The 14,276-nt window shown below is 47.7% G+C and carries 14 protein-coding genes; 12 read left to right on the top strand and 2 right to left on the bottom strand.

Going from position 1 to position 14,276, the window contains the following annotated elements:
- Positions 1–26: 26 nt before the first annotated feature.
- Positions 27–704 (bottom strand): alpha/beta family hydrolase, encoded by a 678-nt coding sequence (locus tag ACFVS2_RS10880; RefSeq protein WP_390233675.1) that lies wholly within the window; start codon positions 702–704, stop codon positions 27–29.
- A gap of 110 nt (positions 705–814) precedes the next feature.
- On the opposite strand from ACFVS2_RS10880, the gene ACFVS2_RS10875 reads away from it, so the two are divergent.
- From ACFVS2_RS10875 to ACFVS2_RS10825, 11 genes are all read left to right on the top strand, one after another.
- The gene (locus ACFVS2_RS10875) at positions 815–1,606 is read left to right on the top strand and encodes an alpha/beta fold hydrolase (protein WP_390233673.1); all 792 of its coding nucleotides are present in this window, start codon (positions 815–817) and stop codon (positions 1,604–1,606) included.
- Positions 1,607–1,694: 88 nt separating this feature from the next.
- Complete coding sequence (locus ACFVS2_RS10870; RefSeq protein WP_390233671.1) at positions 1,695–3,569, top strand: bifunctional metallophosphatase/5'-nucleotidase; 1,875 nt, start codon at positions 1,695–1,697, stop codon at positions 3,567–3,569.
- Between the two features lie 182 nt (positions 3,570–3,751).
- Positions 3,752–4,081 carry a PadR family transcriptional regulator gene (locus tag ACFVS2_RS10865; RefSeq protein WP_017247513.1) on the top strand — a complete coding sequence of 110 codons (330 nt, stop codon included), beginning with the start codon at positions 3,752–3,754 and terminating at the stop codon, positions 4,079–4,081.
- Entirely contained in the window at positions 4,068–4,619 is a 552-nt protein-coding gene (locus tag ACFVS2_RS10860) for an HAAS signaling domain-containing protein (protein ID WP_173618955.1), read from the top strand. Before ACFVS2_RS10865 ends, ACFVS2_RS10860 begins: the two co-directional genes overlap by 14 nt.
- A 1-nt stretch (position 4,620) precedes the next feature.
- On the top strand, positions 4,621–5,469 hold the full coding sequence (locus ACFVS2_RS10855) for a DUF4097 family beta strand repeat-containing protein (protein ID WP_390233668.1): 849 nt from the start codon (positions 4,621–4,623) through the stop codon (positions 5,467–5,469).
- A gap of 138 nt (positions 5,470–5,607) precedes the next feature.
- Positions 5,608–6,645, top strand: coding sequence for a uroporphyrinogen decarboxylase (gene hemE / locus ACFVS2_RS10850; protein ID WP_390233665.1), 1,038 nt, complete (start codon positions 5,608–5,610; stop codon positions 6,643–6,645).
- 17 nt (positions 6,646–6,662) lie between these two features.
- Positions 6,663–7,595, top strand: coding sequence for a ferrochelatase (hemH, locus tag ACFVS2_RS10845; protein WP_390233662.1), 933 nt, complete (start codon positions 6,663–6,665; stop codon positions 7,593–7,595).
- A gap of 12 nt (positions 7,596–7,607) precedes the next feature.
- Complete coding sequence (gene hemY / locus ACFVS2_RS10840; protein WP_390233659.1) at positions 7,608–9,017, top strand: protoporphyrinogen oxidase; 1,410 nt, start codon at positions 7,608–7,610, stop codon at positions 9,015–9,017.
- A 94-nt stretch (positions 9,018–9,111) separates the two neighbouring features.
- On the top strand, positions 9,112–10,605 hold the full coding sequence (locus ACFVS2_RS10835; RefSeq protein ID WP_390233657.1) for a LysM peptidoglycan-binding domain-containing protein: 1,494 nt from the start codon (positions 9,112–9,114) through the stop codon (positions 10,603–10,605).
- Positions 10,606–10,619: 14 nt separating this feature from the next.
- Positions 10,620–11,618, top strand: a complete 999-nt coding sequence (locus ACFVS2_RS10830; protein ID WP_390233654.1) for a phosphotransferase — start codon at positions 10,620–10,622, stop codon at positions 11,616–11,618.
- Positions 11,605–12,600 (top strand): protein kinase family protein, encoded by a 996-nt coding sequence (locus tag ACFVS2_RS10825; protein ID WP_173618948.1) that lies wholly within the window; start codon positions 11,605–11,607, stop codon positions 12,598–12,600. The genes ACFVS2_RS10830 and ACFVS2_RS10825 overlap by 14 nt, the downstream gene beginning before the upstream one ends.
- 39 nt (positions 12,601–12,639) lie before the next feature.
- On the opposite strand, the gene ACFVS2_RS10820 is transcribed toward ACFVS2_RS10825, so the two are convergent.
- Entirely contained in the window at positions 12,640–12,822 is a 183-nt protein-coding gene (locus ACFVS2_RS10820) for a hypothetical protein (RefSeq protein WP_217367674.1), read from the bottom strand.
- A gap of 249 nt (positions 12,823–13,071) precedes the next feature.
- Here ACFVS2_RS10820 and ACFVS2_RS10815 point away from each other — a divergent pair, with 249 nt between their 5' ends.
- Positions 13,072–14,274, top strand: a complete 1,203-nt coding sequence (locus ACFVS2_RS10815; RefSeq protein ID WP_173618946.1) for a PP2C family protein-serine/threonine phosphatase — start codon at positions 13,072–13,074, stop codon at positions 14,272–14,274.
- Positions 14,275–14,276 lie beyond the last annotated feature (2 nt).

Genomic DNA, 14,276 nt, shown 5'->3' with positions numbered 1-14,276 from the left:
ACGGGCAAGAGGTGTTGTTTTTGCTGTCAATCTATTTGCTTGTCCAAGAAACATGCTAGTTCGCCCATGACAGACTGTAGCACTTGAAGGGAATCATCGACGTAGAGATCAACATCGAGGGAGTGCTTGGCGTTTTGCGGGAGATGGAGCTGAATGTTTGGTTTGGATGTAGCAAGCTGATCAACCACTTCCTGATTGTAGTAATGATCGGCGGTGCCTGAGACGAGAAAGACCTGTTGAGTGAGAGTCAGCAATTCCGTATGGAACACATCCTCAGTCAGTAATGGCGTCAACAAGATAGCCGATGAACGGACAAAACGAGATTCCTTAAGCAATCCGCATGTAATCGGTACCGTACCGAGTGACTTCCCGAGGAAGAATACTCGTTCATACGCGTGAACATCCAGCACATGTGAGACAACCGTTTGCATCTCCTCGCTGATCCAAGCACTTCGTTTGGCGAAGGAGCTATTCCAAAAATCCGTATTGTCTCGTCCATACTCTGCATGTACATGGACGAGATCGATCTGTTTGCTCAATAAAAGCATGGTAGAATAATACAGATAAGGCCTGTCGAACGAATAGCTGGCTCCGGGAAAGAAAAAACAGACGGAGCGAGATGGCGTCTGATTTGCCTGAATGTGCGTGTACGTCATTTCTTTCCCGTCCCTGACGATCACGGAACCTGTTTTTGGGTATACCATCTACATATGCACCTCTTTCATGTTCTTCGAAACAGGGGTTATTTTCCAATCGTAAGGGTCAGCAGCACTTTTTGACAAGAAGTAAACAAACATTAAAGGAGTATGATTCGATGAAAAAGGAAGTCCAACTGAGTAACGGCATCAAAATAGCCTATGTAGAAGAAGGAACAGGGGAGTCGCTTGTTTTGATCCACGGTTTTTGCGGGAGCTCAGATTACTGGCATAAGCTAGTTCCGCTCTTGTCTAAAACCAATCGTGTCATTGCGATCGATTTACGTGGTCATGGAAACAGCTCGGCGCCTGATGAATCGTATTCGATGGAGCGCTTTGCAGACGATCTGGCTTTGTTTGTAGATGAGCTGGGTTTAGCGAAGATTCATCTGTTTGGACATTCGCTCGGTGGCTATGTGACCTTGGCATTTGCAAATCAATACGCGGACAAGCTAGCGAGCTTTGGCTTGATCCATTCGACGCCATATCCAGATGACGACACTGCCAAAGCCAATCGGGATAAAGGCGCAGACAACATCCGCCAAAATGGAATGGAGCCGTTTATCAAAGCCCTCGTACCGAAGCTGTTCGCACCTTCCCATGTCGAGACGATGAGAGAAGAAGTCCAGCTAGCAAAAGAAATTGGTTTTGCGACGAACCCGGTTGGAGCCATCCAAACATTAATCGCCATGCGTGATCGAGCGGATCGCAATCATGTGCTGCAAGAAACGACTTTACCTGTGCTATTAGTCGCAGGAACAGAGGACCAGATCATTCCTTCTGAAAAAACTTTTACAGTAGATAAAAATAACGTAGAGCAAGTGTTGTTGCCTGATGTTGGGCATATGGGCATGGTAGAGGCACCAGAGAAAATGGCAGAGGCCTTCAAGAGCTTTCTAAACAGAAAGTAAACAAATATCACACCATAGTCCTAGCAAATTTTGCTATAATGAAAACGTTATCCTATTTATTTATACATAGACGAGAGGGGAAATTATCATGAAAAAGGCACGTCGGATTACGATGACGGCGTTTGCATCTATCGTGTTTGCATCGCTGATGTCTTCCTCAGCATTTGCAGCACCATTGCATCCCGTACAGCACACTGACTGGATGGTGAAAAAGGCAATTGTATCAGCGGGTCAAAATGGCGATCTTGCTTTGGATCGTGCCGTGACTCTCGCGGAGGCTACTGTTGTTTTTTCTAAATTGAAAGAGGCAAAACTGGGAGCAGCCGCTAAGGGAGCTCATTGGTCTACTCCTTACTTCGACTGGGCAAAGAGCCAAGGTGCTCTCACACAAGACGACTATAAAAACCCTGCGCAAGCCGTAACGTCTGCCAAGCTGACACAAATGGCTGACAAATTGGGCTACAAAATGAAGCTCGACAGCAAAGCGACTGTAACGCGCGGTGAATTTTTCCAAGCATTGGGTGATGCTGCTACCACGCATGTAACGATTGCACACACCAACGATACACATGGTCATATTCAAGAAGACAAGAACCAAAAAGAATTCGGCTTTGCCAAAATCGCAACCTTGCTCAAGGAATGGCGTGCAGAGAACGAAAACTTCTTGCTCTTGGACGCTGGTGATACCTTCCAAGGTACCGTTTTCGTGAACCAATTCAAAGGCGAATCTGTTGTTCCGATCCTCAACAGCCTCGACTACAACGTAATGGCTGCCGGTAACCACGAGTTTGACTTCGGTTATGAGCAACTGCTCAAGCTGCGTGACATGCTCGAGCATCCAGTTATCTCTGCTAACGTGTTCAAGGCAGATGGAAAAGAATTGCTGCCACCTGTTTTCAAAGCAGAGATTGGTGGGAAGAAATTCGCCTTTGTTGGTTTCGTAGCGGAAGACACACCTGTATTGACTCACCCTGACAACGTAAAAGGGCTGACATTCAAAAACCCGGTAGAAGTGGCGAAAGTACTTGTACCTGAGCTGAAAAAAGAAGTAGATCACGTGATTGTTGTTTCCCACATCGGAGTGAACGTAGACCGTGAAATCGCGAAAAACGTCCCTGGCATTGACCTGATTGTTGGTGGTCACTCCCATACTCCGCTGAAAGCACCTGAACTCGTAAACGGCACGTACATTGTACAAGACTGGGAGTACGGCAAGTCCCTCGGACGCGCTGACCTCTACTACCTCGGCAAAGAACTGGTAGCATTCAGCGGCGGTTTGAAAGAGTACGATGAAGCAGTTGTGGCTGATCCAGACGTAGATAAGATGGTAAAAGAAATCGTGGGCAAGATCGATACTGTCATGAATGTTACCATTGCGAAATCCGAAGTGCCACTCGATGGTGACCGTGCACTGGTACGTACGAAAGAAACAAACGTAGGTAACCTGATCGCAGATATCATGCTGGAGCGCACGCAGTCCATCAAAGGCTATGAGGCAGATGTAGCACTCGCTAACGGTGGTGGAATCCGTACACAGTTGCCAGCAGGCGATATCACGAAAAAAGGTCTGTACACGCTCCTGCCATTCGAGAACAATACACTGGCAGTCGTAGAAGTAACAGGCGAAGAGCTGAAGAAAGCCCTCGAAAATGGCGTGAGCAAGGTAGAAGAGGGAGCAGGACGCTTCCCGCAAGTGAGCGGCATGAGCTTCACGTACAACCCATCCAAGCCAGCTGGCGAGCGCGTAGTAGAAGTAAAAGTTGGCGACAAGGCGCTTGACCTGACCAAAACGTATAAAGTGGCAACGATCGACTTCCTGGCAGCAGGCGGAGATGGTTACGAATCTTTGAAAAAGCCATTCTTCAACACAGGCTTGTCCATGTACAGCATTGTGGAAGAAGGCTTGATCAAGCGTAAAACTGTCAATCCAAAAGTAGAAGACCGCATTGTTGAAGTAAAATAAGGTTTGACCGGACAGGGGTGGAGAAAAACCTCCCTGTCCATTTTTTACTGTACGGACACAATAAACTACCTCTAAAACGCGGTCGCACCTTCTTGATATGCTGCGAAAAAGAGGTTTTGTTATTATGAAGTACCTTGCAATATATAGTAGCCATTTGGTAAGCTTTTACATGGGTGATGTTGATGAACGTACAGTTTAAAAAAGGGGTTCTGGAGCTGTGTGTTCTCGTCTTGACAGCTAAGCAGGACAGATACGGCTACGAACTAGTTGCGAGCATCTCAGAAAAATTCCATATCTCTGAAGGAACGGTTTACCCCTTGCTTCGCCGTTTGACCCAGGAAGGATTTTTTACGACCTATTTGGCGGAATCACAAGAGGGACCCCCACGGAAATATTACCAGCTGACAAATCGGGGTCGTCAATACATGAATGACCTCGTCTTGGAGTGGCGAATATTTAACCGCGGAGTAAATGAGATCATAGAGGAGGGACTCGGATATGACAAGGCGTGAGTTTATGGATGAGTTAAATGCTTTGCTTAGCGCTTTGCCTGATAAAGAACGTTTAGACATCCTTGCCGATTATACAGAGCATTTTCTCTCGGGAATGAAACAAGGAAAGACGGAGTTTGAAATTGCAGAAGGATTGGGAAGTCCGAAGCTAGTGGCACGCGAGCTTTTGGCTGGCTACCGAATTGATCAAGCACAGTCCAACGCATCGGTAGGGAATATGACGAGAGCGATTGTCGCCACGATCAGCTTGGGATTTTTCAATCTCGTCTTTGTTTTGGGGCCATTTTTAGGCCTGATTGGTATACTGATGGGGTTGTATGCGATGACTGCGGCGCTTTTGGTCGCGCCAGTCGGAATATTCTTGGATTACGGGATTCCTGCCCCGTCTCAAGAGCGACTTTTCTTGTTGTTCTCCAGCATGGTTTCCGTAGGATTGGGCGGAATGTTTGCCATCGGCTTGCTACGATTGACGAAATGGCTGTATCGCCAGTTCTTGCGTTATCTCCAGTTCAACGTGAAGATGATCAGGGGGAAATGAGATGCGAAATTTGGGGAAAAGACTCTTTGGAATAAGTCTTCTTTTGTTCATCATCGGTGTATGTGGAATCATCTGGCTCTTTACGAAGCAAGAAAATTTCTCCTTTTCGTTAAAACAAGTCAATGAAGAGCGCATGATCGAACAAGAGGTAAAAGCGATTGAGTTGCTGACGGAAACGGCTGATGTGGAAATCATGGCAAGCAAGCAACCAAAAGCGAGCGTACGGATGGTCGGGGAAGTATCCGAACAACAGCAGGAGCGACTGGAGTTTCAGAGTGTAGTCTCACCAGATGGTACGCTTCTCATAGAACTGCGTGAACGCCCTCACGTCAATATGTTTTATCCTCGCAACGGAAAGGTAAAGCTGGAGCTCTTCCTGCCAGAAAAAGTGTATGAGAACGTCCAGCTTGCAACGATGACAGGGGATATCAAGAGCGGAATGCTGCGTGCAAAGAACACGAAAATATCCACCAGCAATGGAGATGTGGATGTGTCGGGCTATGAAGGAGAAGCACTTGACGTCCAGACAGCTACAGGAGATATCAATCTGGCGAATGTTCGCTCGGCCGTTGTCATTGAAAGCTCCACAGGCGAGATTGATAAACTGACAATGCCAGAGTTGACCCATGACGTTTCTATTCGAACGGATACCGGGGATATTCGAGTGACAGTAGCCAAGGAGCCTGTTGCAGCACAGTTGGAAGTAACGACAGATACAGGAGGCATTGAAACCACCTGGTCTAACCTTACCTATGAAAAGAACGAGGAATACAAAGTGAAGGCATCGATTGGATCAGGTGGACCCAAAATGACTGTGCGAAGTTCTACCGGGGACGTTCGCATTCAATAGGAGAAGTTTGGAAACACTGATGGATAGGATTGGAAACGGAAGAAACGAAAAGATTTTGACACAAAAGAGACATTACTTGTCGAATGACGAATGGTATCATATTGAAGGAAACATAATTGTGCAAAGCGAGGTTTATTCATGACCGCAAAAACTTTTAACGACACGTTTTTGAAAGCATGTCGCGGTGAAGCGACAGAGCATGTTCCGGTCTGGTACATGCGACAGGCAGGGCGTTATCAGCCAGAATACCGCGCCATCCGCGCGAAGCATAGCTTTTTTGAAATGAACTACATACCGGAAGTTTGCGCGGAAGTGACACGTCTTCCAGTTGAGCAACTGGGCGTTGACGCTGCAATCTTGTTTGCAGACATCATGACGCCACTAAAACCGATTGGTGTGGATGTAAATATCGAATCTGGGATTGGTCCTGTGATCGCGAACCCAATCGAATCCTTGAAGGATGTTGAGCGTCTGCTTGAGCTCGATCCGGAAACGCATGTGCCGTACATTCTTGAATCCATTAAGATTTTGCGTCAGCAATTATCTGTTCCATTGATCGGTTTCGCAGGTGCACCATTTACACTGGCTAGCTATTTGATCGAAGGCGGCCCTTCCAAGCACTATCATAAGACAAAAGCATTCATGTATACCGAGCCAGTTGCTTGGCAGGCGCTGATGGAAAAACTGGGCGATATGACTATCACCTACCTCAAGGCGCAAATTAAAGCAGGTGCACAAGCTGTGCAAGTATTTGATTCGTGGGTCGGTGCATTGAATGACGAAGATTACCGCGAGTACATTACACCTGTCATGACTCGTATCTTCAATGCACTAAAAGATACTGGCGTGCCAACGATCTATTTTGGTATCGGCGCTGGTCATCTTTTGATGGATTGGAACCGCTTGCCTGTTGATGTGGTTGGTCTGGACTGGCGTACTTCGATTACAACTGCTCGTGAGATGGGTGTGACGAAGTCGCTGCAAGGCAATTTGGACCCAACGCTGCTATTGGCTCCTTGGGAGAAGCTCGAAGCGAAGGCGAAGGAAATTTTGGATGAAGGCACAAAACAGCCAGGCTTCATTTTCAATCTGGGACACGGCGTATTCCCTGACGCCAAAGTAGAAACACTGCAACAACTGACGAAGTTCATCCATAGTTACAAAAGGGACATCTAATCAGGAGGGGCGCTTACATGTCAAAGCAGAAGATCGGACTCTTGTTAATGGCGTATGGAACGCCACGCAGTCCTGAACAGATTGAACCATACTATACGCACATTCGCCGTGGTCGTAAGCCACCACAAGAACTGCTCGATGATTTGATGGCGCGTTACGAGGCTGTAGATGGATTGAATCGATTTGCAGACATTACAGATGAGCAAGTGCGCGCTCTCGAGCAGGAAATGAACAAACGCTACCCAGACCGTGAATTTGTAGGGTACCTTGGTTTGAAGCATATCGCTCCGTTTGTCGAAGACGCAGTAGAGCAAATGAAGCGGGATGGGATTACAGAAGCGATCAGTCTTGTTCTGGCGCCTCATTATTCCAGCTACAGCGTCAAAGAATACAATGGACGAGCACAGGAGCATTCCGAGGCAATTGGCGGACCTGTCATCCAGAGCATTGAGAGCTGGTATCTGGAACCAGGCTTCATCGGATATTGGGCAGATGCTATTCAAGCGACGTTTGCTACGATGACGGATGAAGAGCGTGGACAAGCAGTTGTGATCTTCTCCGCTCACAGCCTGCCGGAAAAAATCTTGAAGTCAGGTGATCCGTACCCAATGCAACTGGAAGAGACAGCAAAGCTCATTGCCGAGCGAGCAGGGGTCACTTCTTATGCAATCGGATGGCAAAGCGCCGGAAATACACCTGATCCGTGGTTGGGACCAGATGTACAGGATTTGACTAGAGAGCTGTACGAAGCAAAAGGCTACCAAGCATTTGTTTACTGTCCTGTCGGATTTATTGCGGAGCATTTGGAAGTTCTGTTTGATAATGATGTGGAATGCAAAGCGGTTACAGATGAGCTAAGGGTACATTACAATCGTCCACCGATGCCTAACGCCAGACCTGCGTTCATTTCCTGTCTGGCTGATGCAGTCGGAAAGAAGCTGGCGAATTAGGGGATCGATCATATGAGCGATAATACCTATCATATTACGATTATAGGCGGCGGCATCACAGGGTTAACCGCTGCTTATTACTTACAAAAGGAAATCGAAGCAAAAGGCTTGCCAATCCGTTTTCAACTGCTTGAAGAGCAGGGACGACTTGGTGGGAAAATCAAGACATGGCGTCACGAAGGGTTTGTGATTGAGCAAGGTCCCGATTCGTTTCTCGAGCGGAAAACGAGTGCGGCTGAGCTGGCAGTGGACTTGGGGCTTGCGGATGATCTCGTTCGCAACAGTACAGGCCAAGCTTATATTTGGCATCAGGATCGCCTGAAAGCTATACCAGAAGGAGCGGTCATGGGTGTACCGACGAAGCTCATGCCCTTTGTCACGACCGATCTTATTTCTTGGCCGGGCAAGCTTCGAGCAGCTTTGGATCTCGTTCTTCCTGCATCAAAAGGAGACGGCGATATCTCCGTGGGTGACTTTTTTCGGCGTAGGCTAGGTAATGAAGTTATTGATAATCTTATAGCGCCTTTATTGTCCGGTGTATACTCCGGGGATCTCGACAAACTCAGCTTGCTTGCGAGTTTTCCTCAATTCGCCAAAATGGAGGAGCAGCATCGCAGCTTGATCGTAGCGATGAAGCATTCTCGCCCGCAAGTAAAAACGCAAGAAAAGCCAAAAGGCATCTTCCTGACGTTGAAGAACGGCTTGCAGTCCTTAGTGGAGGCAATCGAGAAGAGTCTGCCTGAAGAAGTCATCTCCAAGAATACCGGTGTCAAAGAACTGGTGAAACGTCCAGACGGGAAGTACACATTGGTATTGAAAAATGGGGAAACGATTGAGACGGATACGGTATTGTTTACCTTGCCACATGCTGTCGCAGAGCCGTTGTTCCGTCCTTATGTACAAGTTCCTACTCTGCCACAAGCGAAGCCGCATATGGTTGCAACCATCGCGATGGCGTTTCCAGAGTCAGCCATTGATTTAGGAATGGAAGGGACAGGATTTATTGTACCGCGGCATTCTGGAGCAAAAATTACCGCTTGTACGTGGGCGCATCGCAAATGGCCGCATACGACGCCGAAAAACAAAGCCTTGCTGCGTAGCTTCATAGGGAGAGCAGGAGAGCAATCCTTCATGGAGCAGACAGACGAGGAAATTTTGGAGGTTGTCCTCCGCGATCTGCGCAAGATTATGACGATTCGAGCAGAGCCGGATTTTTATAACGTATCACGTTTGCAAAATGCCATACCATATGTTGTCGGACATCAGGCTTGGGTGCAGGATGTGAACAATCAATTAAAAGAAAAACTCCCTGGTGTTATCGTGGCAGGTGCGTCGTACAGTGGCGTAGGTGTACCCGATTGTATTGATCAGGGGAAAAAAGCAATAGCAGAATGGATCGCGTCTGTAAAACCGGGGAGATAGATAACCCCGGTTTTTCCTTTTTTTTCGGTGCTAAACGGCTCGTCCTGTCCATATAGTATAGGGAAATGTCCTGCACTTGAAAGGAGGAGCACGAATGGCATTACAGGATGGGCAACTCTCTTTTGCCATCAAGGAGACCATTTTCCTCTCATCCGATAGAGCTGGAATAGGTGAATTGCAAGAGCTGGAATTGGTTCCAGATGTGGAAGTGTTGGAAAACGATTCCTACATCTCGATCACGGGTTGCTTGCAATTAGTAGGGAAGTACGAGCCAATCAGGGAAGCCGCAGAAGCGACAGGCGGCGAAGGAGAATCGCTGGTTGAGGCCATGACTTTTACTCCCTTTCGCCAGGAAGCATCGGATCAAGCCTTTTATGGCTGGGAGGAACAGATCGGTCATCGCATTCCGTTGAACATCACCATTCCATTGGATCGGATTACCGAGATCGGAGACATCTATGCAATTGTGGACAGCTTTGACTACAAGCTGGAATCACCACATCAAATGCTCATTGATGCCGATCTGAAGATTTTGGGGATAGTCCTCGGGGATAGAGCAGAACAAGCGGAGCAGATCGAAACGCAGGCAGCAGGTCCAGGCGAAGGAGCGTGGGAATACACCTTTGCTGCTAGGGATGATGGGCAAGAATATACGGAACAGACGTCCCTCGATGACATTGATCAAAAGCTGAGTGCGCTGGAGGAGGAATTGGAGCGGCAGGCATTGCCAGCATCCTATGAATCAACCGAATCTCCTTCCATGTTCGATACTCCGGCTATTGCTCAATCCGATGAGGATGAATACTACGAGCAATATGGTGATGTGCTGGAAGTGGCACAGTCAGCACAGTCCAATCTTCCAGAGTCCTGGGAGACTGCTCCTATTTCGTATGACTTCGATTCCCAACAATCTGCTTCGTACGATTCTTCTGTCGCCTATTCCGAGCAGTCAGTATTGGCAGATGAGCAAGAGCAGATGAGAGAAATAGCCGAAAAAGAACAAGGACATGAGGAGCCTATACTGGCTATCCACGATCAACAGGCAATCGCATACCAGCAAGTTTCCAATGAACCTACAGGGTCATCAGTCGAAGCGGAGTCGCAGGAAGCCGTGCAAGAAGCGGTGGAAGCCAGTGTTGTATCCGAGTCAGAACCTGAGCCGGAAGCAGAACCAGTCGTTGCACAACCAGAGGCTGCCGCGGAAGATGTAGAAGTGCGAGTGGCGATTTCAGGGAAACCCTCCCAGGAAGATAGAAGTCGTGTGAACATTACTTCCATCTTCTCACAAGCGAGTCGTGCCAAACAGGAAGCGATGGCGTTAGAGGCGGAATCTTCATCTAGCTCTTCGCGATATGGGTCTGCGGCGAATGTCAACGCTTCTACGGTGGAGGCTATGCAAAATCTAACGTCGTTTGTCCGGAGAAAAGAAGAGCGTTCCAGTCAGCTGAAAATGTGCATTATTCAGCGAGATGAGACGTTAGAGCATATTTCACAACGATACTCCTTGCCTGTTTCCAAAATCGTGGAAGTAAACCGATTAGCTTCCGAGCAGCTTGTAGCAGGGCAGATTCTGTACATCCCACAATAGAGGAGTGGGGGACCGTGGATAAAATTGATCTCTCCGAGGTTTGCCAGCAATATCGGGCGCGCGTAATCCGAATTACGCCCCTAGATGATTGCTATTTACTGGAGACAAACCGGGGCCCCAAAGAACTCCACGTTTGGCCACGTGTAGATGTGATGCGCTGGTCGTTTGCTTGGCGCGAACGACTGGCTCGTCAGGGGTTTCGAGAAGTGGAGCGGTTTATTCGGACGAGAGACACCAAGCCATTTTTGATTTTGGGTAAACGCGGCGTTACCATGACCGATCATCACCGACAATTCGAAGACTATCAGCCCGGCCATGACATGGCGAGGCAATGCGGACGCGTGATCGCGATGATGCATCAGTCTCAGCAGGAAAGTCCTTTACTGTCTGGAAGTGATTTGCTCAAGCAGGAAAAGCAGCGAGTGGAAGAAAAAGGAAGACGCGCCAAAGAGCTGGTCGAATCATTTCGAGCCAAATCTGGGCGGAATTCTAAGGAGAATCGTTGGGTATCGGAACTCATGACCCCTATGCTGCAAAGAATGGACCGTTCCGCTGCGATGCTTGCCCATGAGCGAATTACTCCGGAGGCGGTTGCTGTATCCCATCGGGACCTTTTGCGTGACAACTGGGGTATGATAAACGGGAAGTTGTACTTGAGAGGTTTTTTCAGGCCGGTAATTTCAGTCCAGCAACGCGACGTTGCCACTTTTTTGCGCGATCACTTTTTGACCCACAAAGATCTGAAACAGATTGACGCTTTTTTTGACGGCTATGAAGAAATCAAGCCACTCACCTATGGAAACTATTCGTTGATACTCGCCTTTATGGCTCGTCCTCGTGAAGTGTACAGGAGTATCGAATCGTACGTTAAGCGCGTATCGCTGGATCAAGAATCGTCGATCGCTGGTATTGAGCACGCCTTGCAGAGCCAACAATCTGTTGACTTGCTGCTTCGGCATATTGCCGAGCGGGCCGAGCGTTCGAGGAGGGAGGGAGTCTATGAGTCGGTTTGATGACATTGCTCCTTTGTTCAAAGAGTATGACATGTATGCCCAGAGCATTGACGTTTTAAAGGAGCCAAATGTATTTAAGGCGACGACTCCCTACGGCTCCTTCGTATGCAAACGAGCGCAAATACCTGCTCAACGTCTTGTTTTCGTCAGCGATATGCTGCGTCAATTGCAGCATCGTGGATGGGATGGGGCGGTTCCTTTTACGTACACGAAATACGATGATCCTTTTGTCCAACAAGGTAGCACCGCCTTTTACGTAACCCCTTGGCAGCCAGGAAGTGAGGAATGGGCCGAGCAGCCCTTGTCTTGGGCGCCCACTGCCTTGGAGCGTTTGGCGGAGCTTCATCATTTGACACAAAACTATCGCTACGATGATCCGAGACAGGTAGAGCCACTTATCGACTCCTTGCTGAACCGTTGGCAATATTGGCAAGACCAAATGAATAAGGCGGCAACACTTGCGCAGGAACGTAAATATCCTTCCCCTTTTGACCTGGTGTTTTTGGCTAACAAGGAGTTTCTTGAAGAAATGGCTCAAACAGCGACAGACTTATTGACCGATTGGCGAGAGCGTCATGAGACACATGCTCATTTTCGCTTATCGTTGATCCATGGTAACCCGAATCCTGAGCATGTTGTGCCAGATCGATCGGGAAAAGGACGGCTGCTTAATTTTGATCGTGCCAGCTTTGATACACCAGTGCGTGATTTGACGCTATTTTATCGTACCTATTTTCAAATGGCGGGGGATGAGGTTGGGGCTTCTCAACTATTCCATCGCTATGCCGAGATATTTCCGCTGCGGCCGGAAGAAATTGAACTGATGGCTTCGTTTCTCTCCTTCCCAGAGAGGATCATGAGAGACTTGGATATTTATTATCATCATCCCCGTGAGTGGACCGAGTTTTACGCTGTCCAACGTTTTGAAAAAGATATGGACCGTCTGATGCGCCTGCATCGTTGGGTCCAGCAAGCCTTTTAATGAGCAACGTCTCACCGCGTGGGGCGTTGTTTTTCTTTTTTATAACCATTCAAGGGAGATGGCAACATAGAGCATGGCTAACAAACCGAGAAGGACGACATCAAAAGAGGTAGGAAACACAATCGTTCGGATAAATTGAAAAACCAACAGCGGAAAGAGCACCTGTTTGCATCCGTATTTGATCCGTAAATACGTGGGGTTATACTTCCAACGAAAATTCATCACAATCACCTCATTCCAGCATATGCGCGGCAACTTTGGACAGTGTCTACAACCTTGAGCAAACGCCTAAAACATTTTCATTGAAGTAGATAGTGGTTTGAATGGTGCCTGAAAAGGGAAGGTGTAGGGCAGGAAGGCTAGGACGAAACGAATAAAGGTGATCACAATGTTTTTGAAAATTGCCATAACCCTTTTCGCAATTCCCGAAAGAAAGAATTATGCTAAAGTGTGTATGGGAGTGGCTCGGGGATGAATCATCAATTGGTCAAACTAATGGAATTGAAACAGAATTACGAGTATCTGGTGATGACCAGCAATGAGCAAAGCAAGCGCCAAGTCAATTACGAGAGTCTCATGCCATTTATAGAAGAGTTGGTCGATACGTGGTTCGTGAAAATGGACAAGCCGTGCTTTTTGTCGATCACGTTTGAATCGGCTCTAGGTGCTGTCTATTTTCGGATCGAGCGTGGCAACAAAGAGAGCGCAAAAGTGCAGCGCGAAGTAGAGGAGCGCATTGTTGTCTCGGAACAGTGTGACACCGCTCAAACACCGCGTTATGTCCGCTTGTTCGTCCAGAGTAACGTCAATGACCGTGAGCTAAAGGAACTGGAGAAATCTTTTTATGGGCTACTCCTCGTGAACATTCGGGCGTTGATCCTCAGATGTCAACAGGACCAGTCATCAGGGCAGCGAGAAATCGAGATGGAGATGAAGCTGGCTAGACGCATGCAGTCGAAGCTCATTCCCACAGAAGAATTACAGTTAACCAGTTTGCGAACAAGAACGGTTTACGTGCCAGTCGATTATGTAGGCGGGGACTACATTGACTATAGACAAATCGATGATCGCTACACCTGTTTTATCATTGCGGATGTGTCCGGGCACGGTTTTTTGGCCAGTATTTGGGCAACGGGGATTAGGATTGCTGTAAGGCAGGTTTTGCAGTCCAGCTATTTGCCGGATGAGATTTTGGAAAGACTCAATCAGTTGCTTTATGCAGATTTAGTGAAAACCCGTTCTTACATTACGATGCTGGTTGCTGTCTATGACGAGGTGGAACACAAAATTCGTTTTAGCAGGGCAGGACATCCACAGCCTTTTTATTTGTCCAAGTCGAATCAAACCATTTTAGCTAGCAAGGGTGGAGTCGGCCTAGGGCTTTTGCCCGATAGCACGTATCAAATGGAGGAGGTACCCTTAGAAGAAGAGGGCATGCTATTGCTCTACACAGATGGTTTGCTGGATTCAGGGAGAAAAGAAGTGTGTCGAGGCAGTAGGCATTGGCTAGAAGAACTATCCTCCTTATTAAAGATGCCTGGTGATAGTAAGCAGGAATCGATGAATCGAGTTGAGGCCTACTTAATGGAGATAACACAGCAGCGAAACCAAACGGATGATATTTCTGTGTTGATTCTTCAATTTGAGCCTGAAGAGAGTATAGCCCTCGTGTAGTT

This window comes from Brevibacillus sp. NPDC058079 (assembly GCF_042885155.1).
In the GTDB taxonomy this organism is placed as follows: Bacteria; Bacillota; Bacilli; order Brevibacillales; family Brevibacillaceae; genus Brevibacillus.
The sequence above is the reverse complement of the archived record's forward strand: the minus strand, read 5'-3'. Positions and strand labels throughout refer to the sequence as shown.

Coding starts and splice junctions, on each gene's coding strand:
- ACFVS2_RS10865 (WP_017247513.1), top strand. CDS start 3,752: ATGAACGTACAGTTTAAAAAAGGGGTTCTGGAGCTGTGTGTTCTCGTC.
- ACFVS2_RS10870 (WP_390233671.1), top strand. CDS start 1,695: ATGAAAAAGGCACGTCGGATTACGATGACGGCGTTTGCATCTATCGTG.
- ACFVS2_RS10875 (WP_390233673.1), top strand. CDS start 815: ATGAAAAAGGAAGTCCAACTGAGTAACGGCATCAAAATAGCCTATGTA.
- hemH (WP_390233662.1), top strand. CDS start 6,663: ATGTCAAAGCAGAAGATCGGACTCTTGTTAATGGCGTATGGAACGCCA.
- hemY (WP_390233659.1), top strand. CDS start 7,608: ATGAGCGATAATACCTATCATATTACGATTATAGGCGGCGGCATCACA.
- ACFVS2_RS10835 (WP_390233657.1), top strand. CDS start 9,112: ATGGCATTACAGGATGGGCAACTCTCTTTTGCCATCAAGGAGACCATT.
- ACFVS2_RS10860 (WP_173618955.1), top strand. CDS start 4,068: ATGACAAGGCGTGAGTTTATGGATGAGTTAAATGCTTTGCTTAGCGCT.
- ACFVS2_RS10815 (WP_173618946.1), top strand. CDS start 13,072: ATGAATCATCAATTGGTCAAACTAATGGAATTGAAACAGAATTACGAG.
- ACFVS2_RS10825 (WP_173618948.1), top strand. CDS start 11,605: ATGAGTCGGTTTGATGACATTGCTCCTTTGTTCAAAGAGTATGACATG.
- ACFVS2_RS10820 (WP_217367674.1), bottom strand. CDS start 12,822: ATGAATTTTCGTTGGAAGTATAACCCCACGTATTTACGGATCAAATAC.
- ACFVS2_RS10855 (WP_390233668.1), top strand. CDS start 4,621: ATGCGAAATTTGGGGAAAAGACTCTTTGGAATAAGTCTTCTTTTGTTC.
- ACFVS2_RS10880 (WP_390233675.1), bottom strand. CDS start 704: ATGGTATACCCAAAAACAGGTTCCGTGATCGTCAGGGACGGGAAAGAA.
- hemE (WP_390233665.1), top strand. CDS start 5,608: ATGACCGCAAAAACTTTTAACGACACGTTTTTGAAAGCATGTCGCGGT.